The organism is Streptomyces sp. NPDC051104 (assembly GCF_040682835.1).
Lineage (GTDB): Bacteria > Actinomycetota > Actinomycetes > Streptomycetales > Streptomycetaceae > Streptomyces > Streptomyces cynarae.
This window is the reverse complement of sequence record NZ_JBFBBS010000015.1, coordinates 93,630-119,974: the sequence shown is the minus strand read 5'-3', so window position 1 is coordinate 119,974 and position 26,345 is coordinate 93,630. Positions and strand designations below refer to the sequence as shown.

Here is a 26,345-nt window from a genome sequence, read left to right as displayed (position 1 = left end):
AGACGATCCACTCCATGCCTCCGCGCACGAAAAAGCCCACGGATCAGGCGGAGTTGTTCACCGCTTCCACTCCCAAGGAGATCCAAGCGATCCTGTGGAAGGCCGCGGACAAGTTGCGCGGCTCGATCGACGCCGCGCAGTACAAGGAGTTCGTCCTCGGCCTGATCTTCCTGAAGTACGTCTCCGACGCGTTCGAGGAGCGCAGGTCTGAGCTGGCCAAGGAGCTCGCCGAGGACGGCATCGCCGAGGACCGCCTCGACGAGTTCCTCGAGGACCGCGACGAGTACACCGGCGCGCACGTCTTCTGGGTTCCGGAGACCGCCCGCTGGTCGTGGATCGCCGCGAACGCCAAGAGCCAGGGCGTGGGCAAGTTGCTCGACGAGGCGATGGACGCGGTCATGAGGGAGAACGCCTCGCTGACCGGCGTCCTCCCGAAGATCTTCAACCGCGACAACGTCGACCAGAAGCGTCTGGCCGAACTCGTCGACCTCATCAGTGACGCCCGCTTCGGCGGCAACGAGGACAAGCCGGCGCAGGACGTGCTGGGCGAGGTGTACGAGTACTTCCTCGGTAACTTCGCGCGGGCGGAGGGCAAGCGGGGCGGCGAGTTCTACACGCCGCAGTCGGTGGTCCGGCTCATCGTGGAGATCCTTGAGCCGTATGAGGGACGGGTGTATGACCCGGCGTGCGGCTCGGGCGGCATGTTCGTGCAGGCCAGCAAGTTCATCGAGGCGCACCGGGGGCGAGGGCACAAGGCCGACATCGCGGTGTACGGCCAGGAGCTGAACGAGCGCACCTGGCGGCTGGGCAAGATGAACCTGGCCATCCACGGCATCGACGGCAACCTCGGTCCCCGGTGGGGCGACACCTTCGCCGACGACAAGCACCCCGACCTCAAGGCCGACTTCGTGATGGCCAACCCGCCGTTCAACATCAAGGACTGGGCGCGGGACGAGGGTGACGCTCGGTGGAAGTACGGGGTGCCGCCGAGGAGCAACGCCAACTACGCGTGGCTCCAGCACATGATTTCGAAGCTGGGGGAGAAGGGGACGGCGGGTGTCGTCCTGGCCAACGGGTCGATGGGCTCGCAGCAGAACGGTGAGGGCGAGATTAGGCAGGCGTTGGTGGAGGCGGATCTAGTTGCATGCATGGTGGCGTTGCCGCCGCAGCTGTTCCGCACGACACAGATCCCGGCTTGCCTGTGGTTCCTTGCGAAGGACAAGTCCCCGCAGGCGGCACGGCGACTGGATGACCGGCGCGGGGAGATCCTGTTCATCGACGCCCGAGGGATGGGCACGATGGTCGACCGGACTGAGCGCATCCTGACCGACGAGGACCTCGCGAAGATCGCGGGCACCTATCACGCGTGGAGGGGTACGGCGTCGGCGCGCGCGGAGGGGCTGACGTACACAGATGAGCCCGGGTTCAGCTTCTCCGCGGACTTGGAGACGGTGCGGGAGCACGGGTATGTGCTGACGCCAGGGCGCTACGTGGGGGCAGTTGAGACGGAGGAGGAGGACGCGGAGGCGGTGGCGGAGAGGATCACCGCGCTGACGGAGGAGCTGTACGGATTGTTCGAGAGGTCGGCGGAGTTGGAGGAGACGGTTCGGGAGCAGTTGGGGAGGGTCGATGTCTGAGTGGACTTCCCACAAGCTAGCGGACCTCATCGACATCAAGCACGGGTTCGCTTTCAAAGGCGAGTACTTCGGTGAGGATCCAGATGGTCCCATCCTTGTAACTCCAGGAAACTTCGCCATCGGCGGCGGGTTTAAGGAAGGGAAACCGAAGAGTTACACAGGTCCCATCCCGGAGGGTTTCACGCTTTCTGAGGGTGACCTGGTCGTCACGATGACGGATCTGAGTAAGGCTGCTGATACCCTCGGATATGCTGGAGTGATCCCAGGGGGTAAGAAGTACCTTCATAATCAGCGAATTGGGAAAGTGGCTATCCTCAAGCCAGGGCTGGTGGAGAAGGGGTTTCTTCATTATGCGCTACGAACGGATACATACCGCTCGCATGTCGTAGGCGGAGCAACGGGTACCACCGTCAAGCACACAAGCCCAACGCGAATTGGCCAGTACGCTCTGTCCCTGCCGCCTGTCGCAGAACAGCAGGCGATCGCGGCGGTACTCCGAGCACTGGACGACAAGATCACCGTCAATGAGCGCATTGCGGCCACGGTCAACGAGTTGGCTGGCGCACTTTTCCAGGGGTGCTTTGAGCGCTCTCCGCGCTTGATCACAGACGTCGCCAGCATCACCATGGGGCAGTCGCCTCCTGGCGAGACGTACAACGAACGAGGAGATGGACTGCCGTTCTATCAGGGGACGAGGGACTTCGGGATGCGCTACCCGAGACATCGAGTGTGGTGCACCGCAGTCACGCGCTACGCGTACGAGAATGATGTACTCGTTAGCGTTCGCGCTCCTGTTGGGGAAATCAACGTGGCTGCAGAGGAATGTGGAATTGGACGCGGTGTTGCGGCGGTTCGATCTGTCCAGTATCCCCATGTGCTTCTGCATGCACTTTCGTCGGATCGTTCCGTCTGGCGGCCATACGAGGCCGAGGGGACGGTATTCGGTTCCATTAATAAGAAGCAGTTTTCGCAGCTAGAGCTGAGCTGGCCAAGTGAACAGAGCATCGACGGGCTCGAATCGCAGCTCAAGGCACTTGACGATCGACTCCGTCAGGCCACAGAAGAGTCGCGCACCCTCGCCACTCTCCGTGACACTCTCCTCCCCCAACTCATGTCCGGCCGCCTCCGCGTCAAGTACGCAGAGAAGATTGTCGAGGACCACACATGACACACCCCGGAGACAACGACAGAGCCGAGCAGCATCGCCCCTACGAGGCCGACTGGGAACTCCTCGCCTTGGACGAACTCGCCGAACTCGCCTGGCAGCCGTCGCCTGGCAACGAGTTTGCCCCCGGCTCCGGGTACCGTAAGTCCTGGGACGACCTGATCCTCTACCCGGACCTCAGCGAGGCGATCGAGCGGCTCAACCCTGAGCTGCCGCCGGACGCCGTCCGGGACGCTGTCGCCGCCGCCGCGACCCCGTCCTCCCAGGACACCTATGAAGAGAACCGCACCGCCCACGCCTACCTGACCGCTGGCATCCGGTCCGTCACCTACACTGACGCCTTCGGTGCCGAGCACAACCCCACAATCCGCCTCGTTGACCTGGACAACCCCGACGCGAACGTTTACCGCGTCCTCAACCAGGTCACAGTCATTGACGGCGAGAAGAACCGCCGCTTCGACCTCGTCCTGTACGTCAACGGCCTGCCCCTCGCTGTCCTGGAGCTGAAGAGGGCCGGCGACGAGGACGCCACGCTCCAGGACGCGCACTCGCAGGTGACCCGGTACGTCGAGGAGTTCCCGACCGCGTTCCGGTACAACGCCGTGGTTCTGCTCTCCGACGGGATCACCGCCAAGTACGGCACCCCCTTCACCCCGTACGAGCACTTCGCGCCCTGGAACACGGACGAGTTCGGCGCCCGTGTCGACCTGCTCGACGCCGAGGGCATATGGGACTCGGGTCAGAACCTGGCCCTGCACGGCCTGTTCACCCACCCGAGGTTCCTGTCCCTCATCCGGTCGTTCATCAACTTCGTCCCGGCCAAGAGGATGAAGCGCATCGCGAAGCCGCACCAGTACCACGCGGTGACGCGCGCCGCGGAGGAGGTACGCAACGCCGCCGCGACCGACGGGCGGGCCGGTGTCGTCTGGCACACGCAGGGGTCCGGCAAGTCCGAGGAGATGGTCCTCACCACGACCCTGGTGATGCGGGACCCAGCCCTCCTCAACCCCACCGTCGTCGTCATCACCGACCGCACCGACCTCGACGACCAGCTGTACTCCACCTTCCTGGAGAGTGAGATCCTCCCGGAGGCCCCCAAGCAGGTCCTCACCCGCGCCGAGCTCCGTGAAGAACTGGCCGCCAAACGCGTCGGCGGCATCCTCTTCACCACGCTGCAGAAGTTCGGTCGTACCAAGGAGGAGAAGGAGTCCGGCGCCGACCACCCCCTCCTCTCCGACCGCCGCAACATCGTGGTCGTCGTCGACGAGGCGCACCGCAGCCACTACGACTCCCTCGACGGCTACGCCCGCCACCTGCGCGACGCCCTCCCGCACGCGACACTGCTCGCCTTTACCGGAACGCCGATCTCCGAGGCGGAGCGCAACACCCGCGAGGTGTTCGGCAACTACATCGACATCTACGACCTCAAGCGCGCCGCCGACGACGGCGCGACGGTCAAGGTCTTCCATGAGGGCCGCGTCATCCAGCTAGTGCTGGACAAGGACGTCGATCCGACGAAGATCGACGAAGAGGCCGACCTCATCACCGACGGGCTCGACGAAACCGAGCGGCAGCGCGTCGAGCAGGCCGTCGCCACAATGAATGCGATGTACGGTGCTCCCGCCCGCATAAGGGATCTCGTCCAGGACCTCGTCACGCACTGGGAAGCGCGGCGCACGGCGATGCAGCCGTTCGTCGGTGTGTCCGAGAAGGGCGGTGCCACCGGCAAGGCGATGATCGTGTGCGCAACCCGCGAAATCTGCGTCCGTGTCTACGACGCCCTGCGTGAGCTGCGCGAGGAGTGGCACAGCGACGAGATCGACAAGGGCGCCATGAAGATCGTCTTCTCGTCGAACTCGCGCAAGGATCCCAAGCACTACCTCCCCCATGTCCTGAGCGACAGCCGCCGCAAGGCGGTCATCAATCGAGCCAAGGACCCCAACGACGAGCTGCAGCTCCTCATCGTCAACAACATGCTCCTGACCGGCTTCGACGCCCCGCCGGTCCACACGATGTACCTGGACCGGCCGCTCAAGGGCGCCAACCTCATGCAGGCCCTGGCCCGCGTGAACCGCCGCTTCCGTGGCAAGGAGGACGGTCTCCTCGTCGGATACGCCCCGCTCACCGAGAACCTCCAGCGGGCGATCGCCGAGTACACCGACGCCGACCAGGACGACCGGACGCTCGGCGACGACCTGGACCGGGCGCTGGATGAGCTGCGCAATGAGTACGACATCCTCAATGACATGCTGCGCGGACTCGACTGGCGGGCGCGGCTGTCTCAGCCGACGAAGACCGCCTTCATCGACGCGGCGCGCAAGGCCACCGCGTACCTGAGGGACCCGCGCACCCCGGGCAACGACCCCGACAAACTCGACGACTCCCGCCAAACGCTCGGCCGCCGCTACCGCGAGCACGCCCACCGCCTGGAGCGCTTCTACGCGCTCTCCGCGAGCGCCAAGAACATCGCTGAACGCTTCCCCGACACCCCGACCTGGCGCCGGGACATCCAGTTCTTCGTCGAGGTCCGTGCCTACATGGCGAAGTACGACGCGATGGAGCGGGAGGCCCGCGGTCTGCCCATCGCCCGCGACGTCGAGCTGTACCTCGCCCAGCTGACGTCCTCGGTCGTCGAGACCGGCGGCGTCACGGACCTGTTCGCCGAGGCCGGCCTGGAGACCGCCGACCTGACCCATCTCAACGACGCGCTCGTCGCGCAGCTCCAGAACAGTGAGACCCCGCACCTGGCGGCAGAGGCACTGAGGCGGCTCATCGAGCGGAAGATGCGCGAGGTGACGCGTCACAACGTCGTCCGCCGCACCACGTTCTCCGAACGGCTTCAGGACCTCATGGTGCGGTACATGCGACAGCAGTACACCAGTGCCGAACTCATCGCCAAGCTGGTCGAGATGGCGAAGGAGGTCATGGAGGACGCTCGGCGTGGCGAGAAGTTCAACCCGCCGCTGGACTGGCGCGAGCTAGCCTTCTACGACGCCGTCGCCGACCACGGCACCGCACGGGAGCTGATGGGCGACGAGGTACTGGCCGGCATCGCCCGTGAGCTGGTCGCGGAGGTCCGCAGCAAGCTGAAGCCGGACTGGATCGCCCGCGAACCGGTGCGCGCCCGTCTCCGCAGCGCCATCAAGCGCCTTCTGGTCCGCAACAACTACCCGCCGGACAGGGAGAAGGCGGCCATCGACCTGGTCATCAAGCAGATGGAGTACTTCGCCAACGAGTGGTCTGCAAAAGGCTCTTCGGGTGCCTGATTCGGGTTGGCTGTCAGGGTGTCCGATTGCTTCGACGGCAAGGTTTGCCGAGCCGAAGAGGCCAAGGGTTCGAATCCCTGACAGGTGTTGGGTTTCAACGGCTCTTCGCATTTGAGGGTGTAGCCGCAGGACGTGTGGTGCGCGCGTCGGTGGCCGGGGTGGAAGAGCGACGCCTTCCGATGATGGAAGCTCTTGCACCGCTCACCCCACCTATCTTCAACTGCGAGGAGTCACTACAGGAGTGAGCGATGGATAACGAGATTCAGCTGATCAGTGACGGCGATGGACTTGCGGTCATCGGGGACCCGGCGGATGTCGAGCGCTTCCTCGCATCAGAGGGACTGTTGTCGTTGTCGAAGGACCTCGCATTGCGACGGCTCGGCCCTCTCCTCCGTGCCGCGGCTGGAGTCGCACAGGCGGGTTCTGACATTGCCGCCAACTCAGGTCGCTGGCTGAAGCTGACCGAGGAGTCCGCGCGTCTTTACAAGAAGCACGGACTGATGGAAACCAAGACGCCTGGCATCAGCTACGCGATGGTGGGGAAACGAGGCTCAATCGAGTCATGGCTCCAGGTGGTGGAGCGGTCAGGCTCACTCCTGACCAACCCGGCGATTCTTGCTGGTGCCGCAGGGATCATGGCGCAGCTCGCGAGGCAGCATGAGATGAACGAGATCAAGAGCTATCTCGCGACGATCGACAAGAAGGTCGACGACGTGATCCGCGCCCAGAAGAACGTCGAGCTGGGGAAGGTGTTCGGAGCGGGCCTCGACATTGAGTCTGCCATGACCGTTCTGGACCGGGAGGGCCAGGTCGACGACGATACGTGGTCGACCGTTCAGGCCAGGACCCATACGATCACGGACGCCTTGGGGTGGGCGCTGGGTCGACTCGACGCACTCGCGGAGAGGGTGGAGAGCACGACCAAGATCGGTGATCTCGCCAAGATGGCCAAGGAAGCAGAGTCCCAGGTTCAGGAATTGCTCGCCGTTGTGGCTCGTTGCTTCGAACTGCAAGACGCGCTCGACGTGCTGCGACTGCAGCGGGTACTGGACGAGTCTCCGGACAAGCTGGACGGGCGTCGGCTAGCGCTGAAGGATGACCGGCAGAAGCGGCGGGAACTCATCTCGCAGAAGATTGAGCACCTGATGGCACGCATGGATGCGGCTGCCGGCACGGCCAATTCCAAAGTGCTGTTGCACTTGCCCGCGCACCGGACTGTGGTGGGCTCGATTAACCATGTCGGCAGCGCCGTCGATGAATTCCACAGGCCGCTCGGAATCGAGTCTGGCCGACGTTCATTGGAGGCGAAACGATGGTGGGACGCGGCCCGGGACCCAATGCAATTGAAGAACGCGGCCGCAGAGGCTGGGCGTGTAGCGGCCGTAGGAGTGGGTGTGGCGGTCATGGGGGTTGCGGGGGTCTGGGCGAGCCGTGCCGCCCTCACCAGCAAAGATGACGGCGACGAGGAGTAAGCGAGGCCGTCAGCCGTGGGGGCTTTTGGGCTGGACTGGGCAGCGAGTACACCATGGGTTGAGACCCCCATTGGTGGTCCCGCTACCCCGGTTGGTAAGTCACCGGTTGCAAGGTCCCAACGGGGCCTGGTCGTTACTGTATTGCTCTACTGCTGAAGGCAGGCACGGCGGGGGTGGGACGTGAACGGATCTTCGGAATCCGGTGGCGGGGACTCGGTGGCGTCGGATGGTGTACCGATCGACGACGACATGGCGAGACTTCAGTACAGCCCCTGGGGAGACACGAGCGTCCACCGGGAGTCGCTGGGGCGGGCCACCGAGATCTTCTACGACGCGCCGGAAGCCGCTGACCGGCTCGGACTGCCTCACATGCGGCCCATCCCCTTGGGTTCGGCGGGCCACAGTCTGCCGTCCGGGCTGTATCTCTTCGAGTCACGCCGGTCGGTCGGCTGCGTCGCGGCCCTCGCCCTGATCGGAGGGGCACCTCCGGTGCCCGCCCAGCGCAAACGGCTTCGTGATGTCGAGGACGGGCACCCGCTGCACCGCGCCCTCCTGCTGTACCGGCAGTGGCGGGCATGGCGGGAGCCCGAGGTCGCGCCGACCAAGGCCCTGTACTCCGTCGGCGATGTCGTCCGGGTCGTAGGACGGGGCGGTACCTGCACCGTCACCCGTGTGCGTCGCGTCGGCGATATCGGATTCCAGTACACGCTGCAGGGCGCCGACGGGCGGCCCATCAAGGTCTTCGAGGAGGACCTCGAACCCGTCGCCGCCGTGTGTGACGACCCCGAGCAGTGGATTCTCGGTGTCCCCGCCCCGGCGGCCGAGACCGCGCTGACGCTGACCCTGGCCAAGCTCAGCACGCCGCTCACGGACACCGTGTACTCCTTCCAATCGAGCCGGACGGTGTTCCGGCCGTACCAGTTCCGCCCAGTTCTCAAGCTGATGAACTCGGACCGGCAGAGGTTGCTGATCGCGGACGAGGTCGGCCTGGGAAAGACCATCGAGGCGGGCCTCATCTGGAACGAGCTGGAGCAGCGCACCCACCTGCGGCGGGCCGCGGCGCGGCTCGGTGGGACGCACTTTCGGGGCCTGGTCGTCTGCCCGGCCGCACTGGTGCACAAGTGGCAGAACGAGATGGACCAACGCTTTGACCGCAAACTGCGTGTCCTCGATAACGACGGCATGGAGGAACTCCTCAAGCTGCTGCGCCGAGGGGACAACGAGCAGCCCTTCGCGGGCGTGATCTCCCTGGAGCGTCTGCGGCGGGAGGGGCAACTGACCGAACTCGCGGAACTGCAGCCCCGTTTCGACCTGGTGATCGTCGACGAGGCCCACTACGTGAGGAACGCGGCCACCCGGAGCCACGCGGCGGTAAGTCAACTGGCTGACTGGGCCGACGCCCTGGTCCTCCTCTCGGCGACGCCGCTCAACCTCGGCAACCAGGATCTCTACAATTTGGTCCACCTGCTTGACCCCGGCTCGTTTCCCGATCCTCGTGTCTTCGAGAGCCAACTGGAGCCGAACCGGCATCTGAACACCGTCGCGGCCCGGCTGGCCGACGGCACAGGACGCACCCCAGGGGGCGCGCGTGGCCTCCTGCCGACACTGGACCGGGTGCCCGGCTCCAGGTTCGGGCAGTTGGTGGCGCAAAGGCACGAATACAAGCGCCTGCGGCAGATCCTGAACCACCCGGACGTCTTGTCGGCGCACCAGCTCTCTGAAGCCAGGCGGTGCATTGCCGATCTCAACGCTCTGGCCGGCATCGTCAGCCGCACCCGGAAGGCCGACACTCCTGATGCCAAGGCCCTGCGCGTGCCAGAGGATGTGAGGGTCACGTGGACCAGGGCCGAGCGCGAGTTCTACGAGAAGTTGCATGCCTGGTGCCTACGGCGTGCCGCACGCAGTGGGACCGCTGCCGGTTTCGCCGCACAGATGTGGCTACGCCAGGCCGCGAGTTGCATCCCCGCCATGCAGCAGCGGCTGCGGGAGCGCTTCTCCGGGGCCGTCACGACACGCACTCCCGACAGCCGGACGGATGCCATGGATGGGGAAGCTTTCGTCCGCGACGAGGAGATCGTCCCGGACGAGGACACCGAGGGCGAGTTCTCACCGGAGGATGTCGCGCAGGTGTCGGACCACGACGCCGAGGAACTGGCACAGCTCCCCGAACTCCTGCGGCCGCTGCCGCGTGACACCAAGTTCGAAGCTTTTGTCGGCATGCTCCGCGACGCCAGCGCCAAGGGGCTCCGCCAGGCCATGGTGTTCTCCTTCTTCACCCGCACCCTGGAGTACCTGGAGAGCAGGCTCACCGACGAGTTCCGGGTCCGGGTCATGCACGGCGGCGTACCGCAGCAGGAGCGCACTCGCATCATGGCGGACTTCCGGGCGGGGGAGTTCGACCTCCTCCTGGTGAGCGAGGTCGGAAGCGAGGGCCTGGACTTCGAGTTCTGCAACGTTCTGGTCAACTACGACCTGCCGTGGAATCCCATGCGCGTCGAGCAGCGCATCGGCCGGCTGGACCGGTTCGGACAGAAGCACGAGAAGGTCTTCGTCTTCAACATGCAGGTCCCCGGCACCATCGAGACCGACATCTTCCAGCGTCTCTACCAGCGCATCGGTGTCTTCCAGGACTCCATCGGAGAGCTGGAGCCGATCTTGCGCGGCCGCCTCCGCGAACTTCATCGAGTCGTACTGGATCCCCGCCTGAGCGAGGAGGAGCGCCGACGTCAGGTTGACCGCATCGGCGTCGCCCGTGTGGACCGGGACAAGGACATCGCATCCCTGGAAAAGGCCCGGGAAGTCCTCACGGGTCTCGACGACCTGCTCATCGAGGGCTTCGACCAGCACAGTCCCGGCCGAGGCCGCTACCTGGGGCCACGGGAGATCCGTGGACTGGTGGGGGCCTTCCTCCGGCAAGCCGGTCACGGACGGATGGAACCCGTCCCCGGTACCGACGACATGGTGGACATTACCGGCAGTCGCCGGCTGCGCCAGACCATGGCCGAGGCCATGTATGCGGGAGCCTTTTCCGCCCCCGGAGGCAGTGACCTGCTGGCGAGGCTCGGAGGCGTGTACCAGCCGCTGCGTGCCTGTTTCACCGCCCAAACCTCCACGGAGACCGGTGCTCCGCTGCTCAGCGTGCGGCATCCGCTCGTGCGCGCTGCCCACTGGTGGTTCATGGAGCAAGCCGAGACGCTCGGCCGCTACGGCCGGGTACGGGTGCCCGGACTCCCGCCAGGATCCCGCTACCTGGTGGAGGTCAGGCTCGCTCAGGTGGACGGCGCGCGTCCGCGCCGGGAGCTGTGGACCACGGCTGTCGACACGGCCACTCTCAAGGAAGTGCCGGAGGTGGGCACCGCGCTGTTGACCTCGCTCGCCGGCGGCGACCTCGCGGACCCGCCGCAGCCCCTTCCGGACAGGATCTCGGCGTCTCTCCCGGAGATCCTCGAGATCGTGCACGATCTGGCGGCCGAGAGGGAGTACGTGGCCAAGCGCAGCTACCAGGCGGAGAACTCGACACTCGCGGCCGGGCGGCGCGCGACGGTGGAGGACACGTTCCGCCACAAGATCGAGCAGGCGCGCCGACTCGCTCAAGAGGTGGACAGCACGTCGATCAGGCGTCTGCACACCGCCCGGGTGGGACACTTGGAGACTCAGCGCGACGCCCGCCTCGCCCAGATGGACCGCGACTCCCGCTTCAGTCTCTCCACCGAGACGGTGGCCCTCGTACTGGTTGAGGGCGGAGCCAGGAGCGCGGTGTCCGTCCGGTGACGGATACCGGTTCTCTGTCACTGATGCGGATGCGAGTAGAAGTCGGTGAACGTCGTGCTCCGTTGTATCGGGAACCCGTTGCGTACGGTGCTGAGACTCACGGAGTTCCGCTCTCCCCCTCGCAGGATCGGCCAGCGCTCCACACGGAAGCGCGCCTCCTGGTAGGCACAGTCCCTTACGTAGATGTCCCCAGAGACCTTCAGCTGGAACGTGAAGTTCGTGAACCGCCGCAGCCTTACCGGCAGGTGAGGTATCGGACGGCCGTCCACCACGAAGTCGAGCGGCTTGCCGTCCACGGAGACGGCGCGCAGCGCGGCCGTGGCATCCCCGGTGAGCCCAGGGACCTGGGCGTCGTACCGGTGCCCGAGGCTCCCTTCCCGACGGAAGACCTGGTCCGCCGTGAAAAGCGGCTGGAAGGCGGGGTAGAGCAACTCACGACATGTACGACCGTCCCGGTCCTGCCATTCCAGCACGAGGTCGAATCCCGGCCGTGGGAGGGAGAGCCGGTGGTAGCGGTCGGAACGCACCACGAGGCCGGTCGCCACGGATTCCTCCGGTGTTTCCAGCGACTGGTCGTACTCCACCCGAGCATGGGGAAAGAGGCGCAGGAACTCCTCACGCACCAGGGGTATCTGTGACATCCCACCCGCCAGAAGCACGTACTCGACGTCTCTCGCCAGCTCCTCGATGGGCATGCGTGCGAGAGATTCAAGGTCGGGCGTAGTCCGGCGGCGCAGTCGGGCCTCGCACAAGGCCGCTCGCACATGTTGAAGGGCGCGGTCCAGCTGAGGGGAGAAGGCTTCTTCCAGGCGCTGTCGCGTGTACTCCAGCATGGTGGTGTGGCCGCCGCCGAGCGGCACACTCTGTGTGTCGAAACGGGTGTCCGACAGCAGGACCTTGAGGCGGCGGGCAGCCGACAGCAGGAGGGATCGCACCGTTCGCGGGGAGGGCATGCGATCGACGTCGAGGCCGGCGGCTCGCATATCGCGTTCCAGGTCCTGTGCGATCCGTAGGTCCAACGCGTCGCCGGCTTCCGCGACGCCCCGGGCCGAGAACACCGTGAGCTCCGGTTCCAAATCGTCCAGATCCTCGCCCACTGACATGAGGGCGATGTCCAGCGTGCCCCCGCCGTAGTCGAAGACCAGGACGGTGCCCTCGGGGGGTTCGCCGTCGCGGTCGTGACAGCCTTCCGACCAGGCCAGCCCGGCCGCGATCGGTTCGTCGACGATGTCGGCGACCGTGACGGGGATTCCGGCCTCATTGGCGAGGGAAGCCAGTCGCTTGCGGCGCGGTCCGTCCCAGATCGCCGGGCAGGCGAGGCGGAAGGCGGCGTCGTCGGTCTCTGCCTCGTTGGCCTTCGCCAGCAGCACCACATGCCGCAGCAGGGCCACGATCAGCCGGTCCGGCGTGAACATCTGCGTACCGCGATGTGCCCCGAGCGAGAGTGGCGCGTATCTGTCCGCGGTGATGTACTGCTTGACGGAGCGCACCGCGCCGGGATCGCCAATCGCCTCGGCCGCCTCTCCGAATACGAGATCGCCCTGTGGTGAGGCGGCGACGGTACTGGGGAGCCAGGCTGTGCTGATGCCGATCGGCACGGTTTCGGCGTAGCTGTAGGGAAGTCGCTGGGTCACCAGCGTGGTCGCCGTGCCGAAGTCGATGCCCACCAGGGGTCTTTCCTCATCCACTCATGTCCTCCTCCAAGGGAGGGTCGCCCGAGGACGGCGAGCCTCTGATCGACCTAGACGATGTTCCTTCACTCGTGTTCTGCCGGCCGAACCAGCGCCGGTACCAGGACGACTTCCTGCGCGGTTCCGGCCTGCCACGCGAAACCCGGTCGTTCCACGACCACCCGAGCGGCCGAACCGGTCCGTGACTGGTGGCGCAGGGGGTCGAAGTCCACCTCCTCGTCGACGGTGCCGATGTCCGCGAGATCGGCCACGGATGCCTGCGCTAGGACCCGTCGGTAGAGAGCATGAGCGGAGGAGGACTCGTCCGGTGTCGTGTGCATCGCCTGGTCGGCGACCTCGGCCAGTACGGTCGCGAGCACCCTGAGCCCGTCGATCCGGGCCTGTCGCAGTTGGGACTGCGAAGCGGCGCGCCCCGCCTGGCGGCCCTGCCGCAGCTCGTCCTCCTGCCGTTGCGCCTTTCGGTTTAGGGCCTCGGCGCGCCGGGCGACGTCCGCGAGCTCTGCGGAGGCGTTGCCAAGCTGCTCACGCAACGTGCTGATCTCCTCGTCGGCTCGGTCGTACCGACTCTGTAGGGTGGCCAACTTCTGCCTCAAGTCATCCCGTTCACCTCGTAGCGCCCACGCCACGGCACGTTCCTGGTCCAGGGCGGCCTCATACCGGGCGCGCTCCTCCTGAGGGAACAACTGGGCGAGCCCAGCTGATTCAGGGGTGTCTGCACCGCCGTCGCTCGTATCGGTTTCCCGTACTGAACTTGCAGCGGGAGCCGGAGCAGGTGATGACTGGTCTTCTGGCTCAATGGCTTGCCCGGGCTCTTGGTCAGGTGTCTCACGGCCGCCACCGGTACCGGCTTCGGGTGTTTGCGCGGAATCCCCCAGAGTCTGGACGGCTGGGTCGGCCCCATCCGGCAGGGCCGAGAGAGAGGTCATGAGACGTGTGGCTCGCTTTCGGCCACCGTTCGGACGGGCGGGCAGCGTCTCCAACGCCGCCTTCAGGTCGTCGCTCACGGTCGTGGCGATGACGTGCTGGACTACGTGATCGGGTACCGCAGCGAGTACCAGATCGACCCACTCGTACAGAGGGCCCTGAGGCTGCGCCAGCTCTGCCGGTCGCAGCAGGAGACGCAGAGCCCGTGAGCAGAGCTCTTCCTCGAACGCATCACGCTGCTCGGCAGTTACCAGGGAGTTCTCGGCCACTGCCCACTTCAGAAGCGCAGCGCCACGACGCAGAAGGTGCTCACTGCCAGCAGGATGATCTGTCTCGTCGACCCTGGCCATGACTGCCATGACGCATTCCTGTGCGGCGAGACCACGTGGCAACTTTGCTGCCTGATCCGCTGCGGCGCTTTCTACCGGGATCGTCACTAGACCCACCAGGAGGGGCGTGACGGCATGGGGTGATGGAGCACCCGGTTTGCTCAGCTTTGATGACGGGTCGGCCACCGGGTTCTTGGCGCGGCGCTGGCCTGTCGTCACCTCGGCAAGGAACTCCACAACCGCTGCTAGCACTTTCTCGGAAACGCCCTGCGCTGTGAACGCCGTCTCGTCGAACGGCCATGACCGTAGAGCCACCCCGAGTGCGTGGGCGGCGACATGCTCGTACGCGCTCAGCTCCGATGCTCCCGATGCGACCGCTTTGCGCAGAGCCTGCTGGCGTCCCTGCACCCGCTTGGTGGCAGGCGTCGCCAAAGCCTCCAACGCCTCCTGCGCCGACAGCGCTCGTTCTTCGACGAACGGATCAGCCGACTCATCGAGAAGCTTGAGGGGTGCTCCCGGCTTGGCTTCCGCGACCCGCGGATGCGCGAGCAGCCGCTTTCGCATACGGCCCCACCAGGTGCTGTTGTGCTCGCCCGCCAGCCCTAGGTTGCGTGCCTGGCTGTGCAGCTCCTTGAGAGACGCTTCCCCACCCATCTCACCAAGAAGCTTAATCAGGACGGAAACGGGCGACTCCGCGAACTCTTTTCGCAGCGCTGAGGCATCGCGTAGTGAGCGATACCGCAGTGAGTCGACCGGCACCACCGTGATGTCGGAAGGAACGGGCAACGGAATCCGGGTTCGCAGGCCTCCTGGCCACTGGACGACCGCATTGTCGTCTTCGACCTGACAGACCGTCCCGATGCAGTCATCGCCCTTGCTGTTGCCTTGGCGGCGTATGACCAGGTATCCGCTCTCCACGGCGGCACACTACCGGTCCGGCGCCGCACTGGGCAGTCCGATCCGGTGCCAGCCGTTCGGCTGCCCGGCGCTGGGAGGGGAGTCCCAGGGCAGGACGATCTGTGGGTGGGGCGCTGAAACGCGAAGCTCACGGCATCGGTCTGTCTCCGTCAGGAGAGTTGGCGTTTGGTCCACGCCGCCAGGCCTGGCCACAGGCTGGTACCCAGCGCCACCTCAAGGCGGGCGAGGGTTCCCATGTCGGGTAGGACCATGCCTCGTAGCAGTCGGCTGATGGTCGCGTGTGATACCCCCGCTTTGTCACCCAGTGCCCTCAACCCGACCTCGGAGGTCTCCATCGCCTCTGCCAGGTTTCGCGCGAACGCCTGCCCATAGTGCGCGCTGACAGGAGCCTCCTCGACGAGCCGGGCATACGGCCAATTGCCGGACGCGACGTAGGTCGCAGGCAGCTGGTCGTTGTTGCTCCGGGGCATGCCGAGATGATCCCACGTCCCCATGGGTCCCGTCCCTCCGTGCCGAGTGAGTCGGCACACGCCTCCGTGGTGGTGCAAGTACACACCAGCCTAGAGGATGGAGGGCTCGGCTGTGTTGCAGTAATAGCTCTTCAGGCGCTCGTGTCGGCTGCCGGCGTGGATAGAACTCAGGGTGACGGGGGAGAACCTTCCGTTCCTTCCCAGTGGTCATGTAGCTCGGCCAGCATCCGCTTGAGGTCCGCGGCCAGAGTCGTCGGTGTGGAAGCCTGGCCGGCGTGGACGGACAGAGCGCCGAGGGCGTCCGCGGGACGGGTCTCTACCAGGTACCCAACTTCCGACAGAATGCCGAACAGGGCGGCGTGCAAGTGACGTCGAGCGGCTTCATGTGCGCGGTCCGCCGGGGCCATGGGCAAGCCCCGCATCTGCTCATCGGCGGCGGTGCGGCGCAGGCTGCGAGAAACGAACCACTCCACGCGGACCGATTCACCGAGATCTGTCACTACAACACCGTGCGCGCGATAACGGTCGCTGTCGTCTGCTTCAGGTAGGCCGACGGCTGCCAGAAGCGTCTGAATTTCCAATCCCAGCGGACCGCGATGCGGCGGTCGTCGTCGGTGCTGAGAACTTGTCACTGGCCTGCTCCTCGGTGAGGGAAGGGCAACTATCCGCGGCGGGCTCTGCTCTCGATTCCTATCGCGACTCGTGAGTGTGCGTTGTCACTCGACGAGGGTGATGAAGCCGTCGGGAATCCAGCCCTCCAGATAGCCGCGCAGGAAGGGGCCGAGCTCGCGTGGATGCACATCGAATTGCTCGCCCTCGACATCGGAGAGCGGATGCCAGACAAAGTCGATGTCCGGAGAAGTACGGGTACGAGCGCGAAGGCTGATCGTACGCATCCTGCGGTGACGGACGACGAAGATGCGCATCGCACCCGACCGACAGTCCCGATCTGTCACGGGATTGAACCTGCCGATCACTGGGGTGGGGGCAAGGAACCAATGAGAAAAGAGCGGGTCCAGCACGTGAATGACAGAGAGGGCGCTGGGTCGGAGGCAGAGCACGCCCGCTTTTACCGGCTGCCAGGTGGGCTCGCCCTGAGGGCGACATAGCAGCACGCGCTCTTGGTGGTCGATCACCGCAAGTGCGGTGGACGGCATTTTCTTGCGAAGGCTTCTCATGAGTCGAGAATCCTTCAGTGTCAATTGCCGCGCCTCCGCTCAGTTGCAGGAGGCTGAAAGCGATAAAGATGACTGGATACGCTCAAGCGGAGACACCATGAAGTGGCCACCACGTATGGCCTACGCGATGCGGCGCACCTCGCGGCTCATGGCTGCAGGCTCTGTGGCAAGAGGGGACGATCACGCCGTTCGAGGGAGGACGAGGGCGTCGGCCGCTCCGATGTCAAGCTGCTGACGACGCAACAGGCGCTGGCCTGCACAAATGCGTTGGGCGTTCCCAGATCACCTTCGGTGCGTTTTGGGTGTGGTGAGCGCCCCTGCTCTGACCTGTGGCGGAGGACTTCCGTGCAAGCCCCACGAAGGCAGAGTCGAAGGCGTGAGAACGCGTGTCGACCGCTCACAGCCTAGCGGATGCGTTCGCTCGTGGGCGCCCCCGTTCTACCGCAGTCGTGTCCTCGAGGGGCCGCGCCCGCCCGAGGCCGTTCCGGTCGAGGTGAGGCTGGGCGGGCCGCGGGCATTCGGGCATCGACGTGGGGTAACCAAGCGGTTGCCTACGGCTATGTCCTGACTCGGGCGGTGGCTCCCGCGTGGCCGGCTGGAGCTACTCGGCCGGCTCCGGCGGTCCGGCCGGATTCCCACCGGCTATCGGTATCCGCGACAGCATCTCCGGTGGGAAGTAGAACGCGTCGGCCAATGTCGTCATCTGCGGTGCCAGTTCGGTGATGAGCGTGTCCCGTGCCTTGGGCAGCGACCGTACGTGGTCCGGTGACAGGTGGCCCTCCGCGAGCAGGTCTCCCGTGTGAGCGCGCAGGTGGCGGAGCAGGAACAGGCTGCACAGGTGGCGCAGCAGCCGCCGGGCCCTCGGGTCCGTCGGCCGTTCCGACGCCGTGGCGAACGCGTTCGCCGCCTGCAGTTGGGCGTGGGCCGAGACCATCTCCAGGGCGGCTTCCGAGGTGGCGTTCCAGCGGCCGACCGGGTCGCCGGAGGGGCCTTCGCGCAGGGCCGTGCGAGCCCGTTGCTGCCAGATGGCCTCGACCCGGGCGAGCAGGCCCCGTAGGAAGACGAGGTCTGTCAGGTCTGCGTCGGCCGGTGGTGCCTGCGGGGGCCTCGGATCGTGGCCGAAGACCATCTCGGAGGCGGCCTTCACCCAGATCACCAGGTTGTCGCCCTCGGCGGTGATGCCGCCCTCGATGTTGCCGGGCAACTCCGAGATGCCGTTGGCGGGAAACAGACCCTGCGCCCCGCACCGTTCGCGGCACTCGATGGTGATCGTGCGTGCCTGCCAGGTGATCCAGCCCTTGGCGATCGCCGCGAGCCGCTCGACCTCCTCGCGGTCCTCCTCGGTGTGTGCGGCGAACCGGTCCACGACGGTGCGGTGCAGGAACGTCATCGCGTACGCCGTCGCCATGCCGTCGAGCAGCCGGCTGTGGTGGCTGCGGTGGGCGGCGACGGGTATCCGCTCGCCGGCCCTGGGGCCGGCGATCAGACGGCTGTGGGCGTGGCGGACCGCGATGGCGAGCGCGGCGCGGGCCATGCCCAGGGTGCCGGCGCTCATGCAGAGCTTGCCCATGGTGACGCGGTTGATGGAGCGCAGGAACCGCTTGCGCTTGTTGCCGAGGTTGCTGGTCAGCGTGCCGTCCGGGGCGAGGCGGCCGTGGTCGGCCTCCAGGAGCGCCTCGCGCGGCAGCCACACGTGGTCGAAGGCTGTGAGGGCGTGGTCGACCGGGGTGCCGGTGCGCTCCGGCAGTCGGCGGACCGTCACCCCCGGAAGGTGCCCGGTCTCGTCGCTGAGCGGGGTGAGGAAGAGGAACACGCCCCGGTCCTCGTCGTCCACGACGAGCCGGGCGGCGACGACCGCCGTCTTGGGGCCGCCCGTCAGGGTCGTGTTGGGCATGAACTTCTGTGCGCCGGGCGTCGGCGTGTGCAGATGGAAGCCGCCGCTCGTGCGGTCGAAGACGGCGACGGTCTCCATCGCGGCCACGTCGTTGCCGTGCTCCAGCTCGGTACACAGAAACGTTCCTGTGTTGCGGAGCGAGCTGAAGGCGGACAGGTCGCGGTCCCCGTGGTCGTGGTCGACGAGGCTGCCGAGGAAGAGGTTGTAGTGGATGCTCGCGAGGGTGGTCAGCCCACCGTCCACCGGTCCGATCCACTCGTGCAGCGCGGCCAGCCGGTGCGGGTCGGCCGCGAACCGCAGTGGATCGTCGAGGGTGTCGTTGATCAGACGCAGACGGTCGTAGGAAAGGGCGGTCCGCTCGGCGGCGGACAGACCGGGCCGGTACGCGAACGCCCGGCCGGAGATCGCCGCACGCCAGACGCCGTGGGTACGATCACGACGAGCGCCCTCGAAGAGAAGGCGCGCCAGATCGTCGGCCACCGGGTGTGCCTGCTCCCCGGCTTCCGTTCCTGACGTTGCTTCCGTCCCTAACGTCTCGGACGTCATGACAGTCATGGAGCTTTCCCCTGCTGTGGGTCTGGGTCTCGTCTGGGTCTCGAGTCAGGCGCGAAGCAGGACCGAAGATACGTACCGACCGGTTTTCTTTTCAAGTCCCCCACGGGTCTCTTGGGGCCCTCTCCGGCACCACCCACGCCCCTTTCGCTCGCGATTGTCCGTTTATCGAGGCGGTGTATCACGGTTGTCAAACCGTTTGGCTGGTTTTATTGTCCGGTGCGACGGGAGAGGGGACTGTTTGTGGCGCGGCAGGAGCGGGCCATTCGCACGCGGCGGGCGATCCTGGTCGCCGCGGCGCAGGTGTTCGACGAGGTCGGGTACGAGGCGGCGACGATCTCCGACGTACTGAACAGGTCGGGGGTCACCAAGGGCGCCCTGTACTTCCACTTCACCTCCAAGGAAGAGCTGGCCCAGGCGGTGCTGGCCGAGCAGGTCTCCTCGCTGCCGCGCGTGCCCGAGCAGGAGCTGAAGCTGCAGGAGTCGCTGGACGAGGCGCTGCTGCTGTCGTACCTGCTCCGCAGCGACACCGGCGATCCGATCGTCCAGGGAAGCGTGCGCCTGACCGTGGACCAGGGGTCGCCCAAGGACCACCTCAACCGCCGGGTGCCGATGCAGGAGTGGACCGAGCACACGCAGGCCCTCTTCGAGGAGGCCAAGCAGAGGGGCGAACTCCTCCCGCACGTCGATGTCGCCGCGCTCGCCAAGCTGTTCGTCGGCGCGTTCACCGGGGTCCAGGTCCTGTCGCGCATCATGACCGCGCGGGTGGACCTGGCCGAGCGCGTGGCCGATCTCTACCGGTTCCTGATGCCGTCCGTGGCCGTGCCGGGGATCCTGGTCCGCCTGGACTTCTCTCCGGAGCGGGGGCCGAAGGTGTTCGAAGCCGCGATGAGGCGCCGCACGGAAGAACTCGGACAAGAACGCGAGGAAGAAAAACGCGGGTGATGCCTCCGCCGGCGCACCGCGTCGAAAGCCGAAGGGCCGACCGACCGACCGATCGAACGGAGTGCACCCCCATGGACATGACCGCGTGCCCGTACGCGCTTGATGTGACCGGACGTGACCTGGCGGGCGAGACCGCGCGGTTACGGTCGCAGGGACCCGCCGTCGAGGTGGAGCTGCCGGGCGGGGTGCGCGCCTGGGCCGTCGTACGGCAGAAGTACGTCAAGCGCCTTCTGACGGATCCCCGGGTCTCGAAGGACGCCCGCCGGCACTGGCCCGACTTCGTCGCCGGCCGCATAGGCGAGGACTGGCCGCTGTACCCGTGGGTGGCGAACGAGAACATGCTCTTCGCCTACGGTGACAGCCACGCCCGGCTGCGCCGGCTGGTCGCCGCCGCCTTCACCGTCCGCCGTACCGAGGCGCTGCGGCCCCGCGTCGAGCAGCTCACCGGAGAACTGCTCGACGAGCTGGAGGCGCTGCCGGAGGGCGAAGTGGTCGACCTGCGGGACCGGTTCGCCAAGGTGCTGCCGATGCGCGTGATCTGCGAGCTGTTCGGCGTCGCCGAGGATGCGCGCGAACCGCTCTGCGCCGACCTGGAGTTGGTGTTCGGTACGGCCGTGCCCGGGGCCGAGATGGCCGCGGCGCAGGTGCGGGTCTTCGGGATGCTCGGCGAGCTGGTCGCGGGGAAACGAGCCAGGCCCGGCGACGATCTGACGACCGCGCTGATCGAGGTCCATGACAGCGACGACGGCCGGCTGACCGAACAGGAACTCCTCGGCACGCTCTACCTGATGATCGCCGCGGGCCAGGAGACGACCTGCACGCTCATCACCAACGCCGTCGGCGCGCTGTGCGCCCACCCGGAGCAGCGGGCGCACGTCCTTCAGGGCCGCGCGGACTGGGCCGACGTGGTGGCCGAGACGCTGCGCACGCACGCGCCCGCCGCGTACTCGCCGATGCGGTTCGCCGTCGAGGACATCGAGCTCGACGGGGTGCTCATCAGGAAGGGCGATCCGATCCTGGTCTCCTTCGCGGGTGCGGCCTCGGACCCCGAGGCGTACGGGGACGACGTGGGCGTCTTCGACGTGATGCGGCCCGGCCGGAGGGATGACCTGGCCTTCGGACACGGTGTCCACCGCTGCCTGGGAGCACCCCTGGCCCGGTTGGAGGCGACGTCCGCCCTGGCGGCGCTCTTCACCCGCTTCCCGGACCTGGAGGCGGCGATGCCGCTCGACGGGATCGAACCGGTGCGGTCCTTCATCGTCCATGGATACGGGGCACTGCCCGTCGTGCTCCGCCCTGACTGACCGAGCCGGTCGAGCCGCCGAGACGGCCAAGCCGCCCGGTCGGCCAAGCCGAGCGAGCTCAGAAACCGCACGGACGGTTTGTTATCCTGAGCGTACCCGCGCAGCAACGGAGCGTCTGATGGCCAAGCAGGAACGTGCTGTCCGCACGCGCAACGCCCTGATCGAGTCCGCCGCCGAACTGCTCAGCCGGGACGGCTACGAGGTGGTCTCGCTGTCGGCGATCAGCGCCAGGGCCGGGGTCAGCAACGGAGCGCTGCACTTCCACTTCCCCAGCAAGGCCGACCTCGCCGCGGCGGTGCGGGGCGCGGCGGCCGAGCGGTTCGACCGGATCGTCTCCGCCGAGCGACCGCCGCCCCAGCTCGGCGGTTCGCTGCAGGCGCTGGTCGACACGAGCCACGCACTGCTGCTGAGCCTGCGTCAGGACCTCGTGCTGCGCGCAGGGTTCTGCCTCGACGGTGTCGCGGAGGACGCCGGTCGCGGTGTGAGCCTCCACGAGCGGTGGCACGCCTGGGTGGAGGACATCGTCGCCCGGTGCGCGCGGGAGGGGATCCTCTCGGACGTCGCACCCCGGGACCTCGTGGCCACGGTGGTCGGTGCGACCGTCGGTTTCGCCGAGCTGGGCGGGCACGACGTGCGCTGGCTGTCCCGTATCACGCTCACCCGCTTCTGGTCGCTGCTCCTGCCGCGCATCGCCACGGCGCCGACGCAGCGCAGGGTGGTGGCCACGGGGAGACAGGTGGAGGTCGTCTGATCGGTGCCCCCGTCCCCCTGGTCGCGAGGACGCGCGCGAGGACGCGAGGACGCAGGGTCGCAGACCGTCGCCCCGTCAGCTGTTCGGCACCCTCCGGAACCGCCCCGCCACCCGCAGGTCCGCCTCGATCCGCGCCGCCGTCGCGTGCAGCTGCGGCAGGATGTCCGTCACGCACTCCCCGGGCGTACGGCGGCTGCTGTGCATGGCCACGTTGACCGCCGCCACCACCCGGCCCCCGCGCTCCCGCACCGGGACCGCGATCGACCGCAGCCCCTCCTCCAGCTCCCCGTCGACCAGGGCGTATCCGTCGCGCCGTACGCGCTCCAGCACGTCCCTCAGCTCGGCCGGGTCCGTGACCGTCAGCCGCGTCAGCGGGGCCGGCTCGGGCAGCGGCGGCTCCGGCAGATCCGCCAGCATCACCCGGCCCAGCGAGGTCGCGTAGGCCGGCAGCCGGGCGCCGACCGTGATGTTGACGCTCATGATGCGGCTCGGGGCCACCCGGGCCGTGTACTGGACGTCGTCACCCGTCAGCACCGCCAACGACGTCGACTCGTGCACCCGGTCGGACAGGGCGGTCAGATGCGGGGTCGCGATGTCCGACAGGGTCGTCCGCGACAACGGTGGGAAGCCGAGGCCCAGTACGCGCGGGGTGAGCCGGAAGAAGCGGCCGCGCACGGTGACGTAGCCCAGGTGCTCCAATGTGATGAGCGCCCGCCGTGCCGTGGCCCGTGCCAGCCCCGTCGCCTCGGCCACCTCCGTCAGCGTGAGCTCGGAGCGGCCCTCGCCGAACGACGTGATCACCGTCAGCCCGCGGGCCAGCGACTCCACGAACTCCCGCCCCAGCTCCTGCTTCGAGGCCCTCGTCCAGGCCGCGAGCCCGGACGGCGCCGTGGGCACGGCGGGCGGCGCCTCGCGCAGCTCCCGCTCCATCGCCCCGACCGCCGTGCGCAGCCGCGGCAGCAGCGCCCGGCGCAGATCGTCCGCCGTGTGCCGGCTGGTGTGGCTCACCACGCTCACCACACAGGCGATCCTGCCGTCCTCCTCCCGCACGGGCAGGGACAGCGCCACCAGACCCGGCTCGATCAACTGGTCGTCCAGCGCCCATCCCTGTGCCCGCGCCCGCCCGGTCCGCTCCTCGAAGTCGTCGCCCACCGAGTGGTCGGAGCCGTCGAGCGGGCGGCTGCGCGCCGGCACCGCCGGGAAGCGGCGGTCCTCGGGGTCCGCCGCCCGCCGCGCGTGCCACCGTGCCCAGTCCTCCTCGTCCCACTCGGTCGCGAAGAGCGGACCCGGAGCGGTGCGTTCCGCGGGCAGCAGATCGCCGATGCGGAAGCTCAGCGACATCGCGCGGCGCCGGGTCGCCTGGTGGATGAAGCGGATGCCGTCCCGGTCGGGGACCGCGAGCGACACCGACTCGTCCAGCTCGTCGGCGAGCGCGTCCGCGTGCGCGTCCAGCAGCTTCGGCAGCCGCAGCGCCGCGAGGTAGGCGTTGCCCAGCTCCATCAGCCGCGGCGCGAGCACGACGTCCCGGCCGTCCAGCCGGACGTACTCCATACGGGCGAGGGTCGCCGCGATCCGGTCGACCGTGGACCGGGCGAGCCCGCTGGCCCGCTCCAGGGCGCTGAGGCTGCAGCTGCCGTCGGCGTCGGTGAGCCGCCGCAGCACGTTGAGACCGCGCATGAGGGGGGCGACAGCTTCGGCGGGGGCGCTGGTGTCCGAGGCCGGGGGGACGTTCGGGAGCATGGGGTCACGGTAATGCGGGGCCGGCCGCCTGCGCCGTGTTCACATACGGCGCAGGGCGCCCCGACCCCCCGTATGCCTTCGACGGGACACCTCCGGGTGCGTCAGCGTCGCGTCACCCGGACCCGGTAGTCGCCGGAGGGGTCCTTCGCCTCGACGGTGATGACGATCCCCTCCTTGGGGTCCGCGAAGTTCTGCCCGGGCACGAACGGCGCGTCGGACAGCTCGGCCTGCACGTTCGGGCTGCGGGTGCAGCCGCCGCTGTCGCGTGTGGAGTCGTACACCTGGATGGGGCCGTTGCCGGTGTCGACGTCCGCGTCGACGCGGTAGACGAGGATGCCGGGCCGGCACACCGCCGCGTCGTTGCCCTCGCGGGTGCGCAGTTCCAGGGCGTAGCCCGCCCTGGAGCTGAGCGGCAGGAAGACCAGTTTGCGGCCGCCGGCGCGGGCCAGCGGGGTCAGGGTGTACTGCCCGGAGCCGCGCGCGGTCACACAGGCGATCTGGGAGTCGTCGAGCCAGCCGAGCTTCCACTTGTGCCAGGCCAGCATGTCGTTGTCGGCGCCCCAGTCCTCGCTCATGATGTCCCAGTGCCCGACGGCGGCGCCGCCCTCCTGGGTGTAGAGGTCGGGCAGGCCGAAGATGTGGCCGTTCTCGTGGGGCAGGACCCGGAAGCCGGTCTGTGGGTAGGAGCCGGAGCCGTCGTCCTGGCGGCTGTAGATGAAGGAGGCGTTGGAGACGGGGACGCCGTCGGCGACCGGGGCCTCGGCGTTGCCGGCGAAGGTCACCGACAGGACGGTGTCCAGGGCGGAGGGGCCGGCGTTCGGGGTGACGAGTACGTTCACCAGGTCGTAGTGGCGGAAGTCGACCTCGGGGTCGGCGGCGGTCACCATGTCCTGCACCAGTTCGCGGTAGCCGGGGTCGAAGGGGGCGCCGCGCTGTACGCCGTACGCCCTGAACGGCTTGGGCATGCGCAGCCAGTGGCGTATCGGGGCCTCGGTGCGGTAGTCGAGGCGGCCGTAGGAACTGGTGGTGAACCACTGGCGGGTCTGCGGGACGAATTCCGCGAGCCGGTCGAGCGCGCTGCCCTGGCCGGGCGCGTCGGAGAAGTCGATCATCAGGTTCAGGGCGTGGACGGTGCCGATGGAGCGGGCGTAGCCGGAGGGGGTGGGGATGCTCTCCGGCATCAGCACGCGGTTGTGACCGTTGAGCATGCAGGGGCGCAGCGTCGTGGAGCGGGCCGGGGCTATGGGGCCCGCCGTCGTGGAGCCCGCCGTCAGGTGAGCCGTACCGGCGGAGGTGGAGACCGCCAGCGTCAGGACGGTGACCGAGGCGAGCGAGGCGGCGCGGCGCGGGCGTATCCGGCGGCGGGACGGCTGCATGCGGTGGCCCTTCGCTCCACGGCAGCCGCGCCTCACCGGCTGCACCCTTGCGATCACCCTGTGCCGGGGGGTGCGGGGACGCGCGTTGAGAGAGGCCGATCGAGGGGTTCGGGGGCGGGGGAGGGGTGACGGTGGGGGCGGGGAGGTGTGGGGCCACCCAACATCGATGTGCTGTGACTCAGATCACATGAAATTCCTCGTGTTGGCGAAATAACCGGGGACCGATTCCCCGTTTAGCCCAGTGTCCGAGCGAAACGGGGACTGAATCCCCGGATCGCGATCACTCAGCCCCTCCCCAGGAGTACGCCGTGCAGACCGCCACCCCCGTGCAGCGTCGGGCGTCCCGGCCCCGGGCCGATGCCCTGCGCAACCGGGAGCGGATCGTCACCGCCGCCCGGGAGATGTTCGTCGAGTTCGGCCCCGACGTGCCGTTCGACGAGATCGCCCGCCGGGCCGGCGTCGGCAACGCCACGGTGTACCGCAATTTCCCCGACCGCGACGCCCTCGTCCGCGAGGTCGTCTGCTCGGTCATGGACCGTACCTCCGAGGTCGCCGAACAGGCGCTGGCCGAGGAAACCGACCCCTTCGAGGCGCTGGAGCGCTTCGCGCACGCCGCCGCCGACGAGCGGATCAGCGCGCTGTGCCCGATGCTCTCCGGCACGTTCGACAAGCACCACCCGGACCTGGAAGCGGCCCGCGAGCGCATCGAGCGGCTCGTTCAGGCGCTCATGGACCGCGCCAAGGCGGCCGGCACGCTCCGTCCCGACGTGGGTGTCGGTGACCTGATGGTCGTCGTGGCCCAGCTCAGCCGGCCCCCGGCCGGTACCGCGTGCTTCAGTGCCGACCGTTTCGTACACCGCCATCTTCAGCTGTTCCTGGACGGTCTGCGGGCTCCGGCCCGCTCCACGCTGCCGGGCACGGCCGTGACCGTGGAGGAACTGCGCCAGTCCTGAGCGACCAGT

At 67.6% G+C, this 26,345-nt stretch carries 17 protein-coding genes; 9 read left to right on the top strand and 8 right to left on the bottom strand.

Annotated elements, in window-relative coordinates; genetic code table 11:
• The first annotated feature begins 14 nt into the window (after window positions 1-14).
• The 5 genes from AB0N14_RS21945 (at window position 15) to AB0N14_RS21925 (ending at window position 11,311) form a co-directional block, all read left to right on the top strand.
• Window positions 15-1,637: a class I SAM-dependent DNA methyltransferase gene (locus tag AB0N14_RS21945; protein ID WP_366027379.1), complete on the top strand. Its 1,623-nt coding sequence runs from the start codon at window positions 15-17 to the stop codon at window positions 1,635-1,637.
• Window positions 1,630-2,805, top strand: coding sequence for a restriction endonuclease subunit S (locus tag AB0N14_RS21940; protein ID WP_366027378.1), 1,176 nt, complete (start codon window positions 1,630-1,632; stop codon window positions 2,803-2,805). The genes AB0N14_RS21945 and AB0N14_RS21940 overlap by 8 nt, the downstream gene beginning before the upstream one ends.
• Complete coding sequence (locus tag AB0N14_RS21935) at window positions 2,802-6,068, top strand: type I restriction endonuclease subunit R (RefSeq protein WP_366027377.1); 3,267 nt, start codon at window positions 2,802-2,804, stop codon at window positions 6,066-6,068. Before AB0N14_RS21940 ends, AB0N14_RS21935 begins: the two co-directional genes overlap by 4 nt.
• Before the next feature lie 248 nt (window positions 6,069-6,316).
• Window positions 6,317-7,540, top strand: coding sequence for a hypothetical protein (locus tag AB0N14_RS21930; RefSeq protein ID WP_366027376.1), 1,224 nt, complete (start codon window positions 6,317-6,319; stop codon window positions 7,538-7,540).
• 249 nt (window positions 7,541-7,789) lie between these two features.
• Window positions 7,790-11,311 (top strand): helicase-related protein, encoded by a 3,522-nt coding sequence (locus AB0N14_RS21925; protein WP_366027375.1) that lies wholly within the window; start codon window positions 7,790-7,792, stop codon window positions 11,309-11,311.
• Window positions 11,312-11,328: 17 nt separating this feature from the next.
• Here AB0N14_RS21925 and AB0N14_RS21920 read toward each other — a convergent pair whose 3' ends face one another.
• The 6 genes from AB0N14_RS21920 to AB0N14_RS21895 all read right to left on the bottom strand — a co-directional run bounded on the left by AB0N14_RS21920 (window position 11,329) and on the right by AB0N14_RS21895 (window position 19,195).
• Window positions 11,329-12,999, bottom strand: a complete 1,671-nt coding sequence (locus AB0N14_RS21920) for an Hsp70 family protein (protein ID WP_366027374.1) — start codon at window positions 12,997-12,999, stop codon at window positions 11,329-11,331.
• 68 nt (window positions 13,000-13,067) lie between these two features.
• On the bottom strand, window positions 13,068-15,173 hold the full coding sequence (locus AB0N14_RS21915) for a hypothetical protein (protein WP_366027373.1): 2,106 nt from the start codon (window positions 15,171-15,173) through the stop codon (window positions 13,068-13,070).
• A 149-nt stretch (window positions 15,174-15,322) separates the two neighbouring features.
• Window positions 15,323-15,643, bottom strand: coding sequence for a helix-turn-helix transcriptional regulator (locus tag AB0N14_RS21910; RefSeq protein ID WP_366027372.1), 321 nt, complete (start codon window positions 15,641-15,643; stop codon window positions 15,323-15,325).
• Window positions 15,644-15,810: 167 nt separating this feature from the next.
• Entirely contained in the window at window positions 15,811-16,275 is a 465-nt protein-coding gene (locus tag AB0N14_RS21905) for a hypothetical protein (protein ID WP_366027371.1), read from the bottom strand.
• A gap of 84 nt (window positions 16,276-16,359) precedes the next feature.
• Complete coding sequence (locus AB0N14_RS21900; protein ID WP_366027370.1) at window positions 16,360-16,821, bottom strand: hypothetical protein; 462 nt, start codon at window positions 16,819-16,821, stop codon at window positions 16,360-16,362.
• 601 nt (window positions 16,822-17,422) lie between these two features.
• Entirely contained in the window at window positions 17,423-19,195 is a 1,773-nt protein-coding gene (locus tag AB0N14_RS21895; RefSeq protein WP_366027369.1) for an acyl-CoA dehydrogenase, read from the bottom strand.
• A gap of 315 nt (window positions 19,196-19,510) precedes the next feature.
• Here AB0N14_RS21895 and AB0N14_RS21890 point away from each other — a divergent pair, with 315 nt between their 5' ends.
• The 3 genes from AB0N14_RS21890 to AB0N14_RS21880 all read left to right on the top strand — a co-directional run bounded on the left by AB0N14_RS21890 (window position 19,511) and on the right by AB0N14_RS21880 (window position 22,267).
• The gene (locus tag AB0N14_RS21890; RefSeq protein ID WP_366027368.1) at window positions 19,511-20,212 is read left to right on the top strand and encodes a ScbR family autoregulator-binding transcription factor; all 702 of its coding nucleotides are present in this window, start codon (window positions 19,511-19,513) and stop codon (window positions 20,210-20,212) included.
• A gap of 71 nt (window positions 20,213-20,283) precedes the next feature.
• Window positions 20,284-21,516: a cytochrome P450 gene (locus AB0N14_RS21885; RefSeq protein ID WP_366027367.1), complete on the top strand. Its 1,233-nt coding sequence runs from the start codon at window positions 20,284-20,286 to the stop codon at window positions 21,514-21,516.
• A 118-nt stretch (window positions 21,517-21,634) separates the two neighbouring features.
• Complete coding sequence (locus AB0N14_RS21880; protein WP_366027366.1) at window positions 21,635-22,267, top strand: ScbR family autoregulator-binding transcription factor; 633 nt, start codon at window positions 21,635-21,637, stop codon at window positions 22,265-22,267.
• A 75-nt stretch (window positions 22,268-22,342) separates the two neighbouring features.
• Here the strand turns inward: AB0N14_RS21880 and AB0N14_RS21875 are convergent, their stop codons facing one another.
• Window positions 22,343-24,007: an IclR family transcriptional regulator C-terminal domain-containing protein gene (locus tag AB0N14_RS21875; protein ID WP_366027365.1), complete on the bottom strand. Its 1,665-nt coding sequence runs from the start codon at window positions 24,005-24,007 to the stop codon at window positions 22,343-22,345.
• Between the two features lie 101 nt (window positions 24,008-24,108).
• Complete coding sequence (locus tag AB0N14_RS21870; protein WP_366027364.1) at window positions 24,109-25,383, bottom strand: M6 family metalloprotease domain-containing protein; 1,275 nt, start codon at window positions 25,381-25,383, stop codon at window positions 24,109-24,111.
• Between the two features lie 308 nt (window positions 25,384-25,691).
• On the opposite strand from AB0N14_RS21870, the gene AB0N14_RS21865 reads away from it, so the two are divergent.
• Window positions 25,692-26,336: a TetR/AcrR family transcriptional regulator gene (locus AB0N14_RS21865; protein WP_366027363.1), complete on the top strand. Its 645-nt coding sequence runs from the start codon at window positions 25,692-25,694 to the stop codon at window positions 26,334-26,336.
• Window positions 26,337-26,345 lie beyond the last annotated feature (9 nt).

Bases quoted from the DNA above. Each gene is read 5' to 3' on its own strand.
- AB0N14_RS21945 (WP_366027379.1), top strand. From the start codon at position 15: ATGCCTCCGCGCACGAAAAAGCCCACGGATCAGGCGGAGTTGTTCACC.
- AB0N14_RS21940 (WP_366027378.1), top strand. From the start codon at position 1,630: ATGTCTGAGTGGACTTCCCACAAGCTAGCGGACCTCATCGACATCAAG.
- AB0N14_RS21935 (WP_366027377.1), top strand. From the start codon at position 2,802: ATGACACACCCCGGAGACAACGACAGAGCCGAGCAGCATCGCCCCTAC.
- AB0N14_RS21930 (WP_366027376.1), top strand. From the start codon at position 6,317: ATGGATAACGAGATTCAGCTGATCAGTGACGGCGATGGACTTGCGGTC.
- AB0N14_RS21925 (WP_366027375.1), top strand. From the start codon at position 7,790: ATGGCGAGACTTCAGTACAGCCCCTGGGGAGACACGAGCGTCCACCGG.
- AB0N14_RS21910 (WP_366027372.1), bottom strand. From the start codon at position 15,643: ATGCCCCGGAGCAACAACGACCAGCTGCCTGCGACCTACGTCGCGTCC.
- AB0N14_RS21900 (WP_366027370.1), bottom strand. From the start codon at position 16,821: ATGAGAAGCCTTCGCAAGAAAATGCCGTCCACCGCACTTGCGGTGATC.
- AB0N14_RS21885 (WP_366027367.1), top strand. From the start codon at position 20,284: ATGGACATGACCGCGTGCCCGTACGCGCTTGATGTGACCGGACGTGAC.
- AB0N14_RS21880 (WP_366027366.1), top strand. From the start codon at position 21,635: ATGGCCAAGCAGGAACGTGCTGTCCGCACGCGCAACGCCCTGATCGAG.
- AB0N14_RS21875 (WP_366027365.1), bottom strand. From the start codon at position 24,007: ATGCTCCCGAACGTCCCCCCGGCCTCGGACACCAGCGCCCCCGCCGAA.
- AB0N14_RS21870 (WP_366027364.1), bottom strand. From the start codon at position 25,383: ATGCAGCCGTCCCGCCGCCGGATACGCCCGCGCCGCGCCGCCTCGCTC.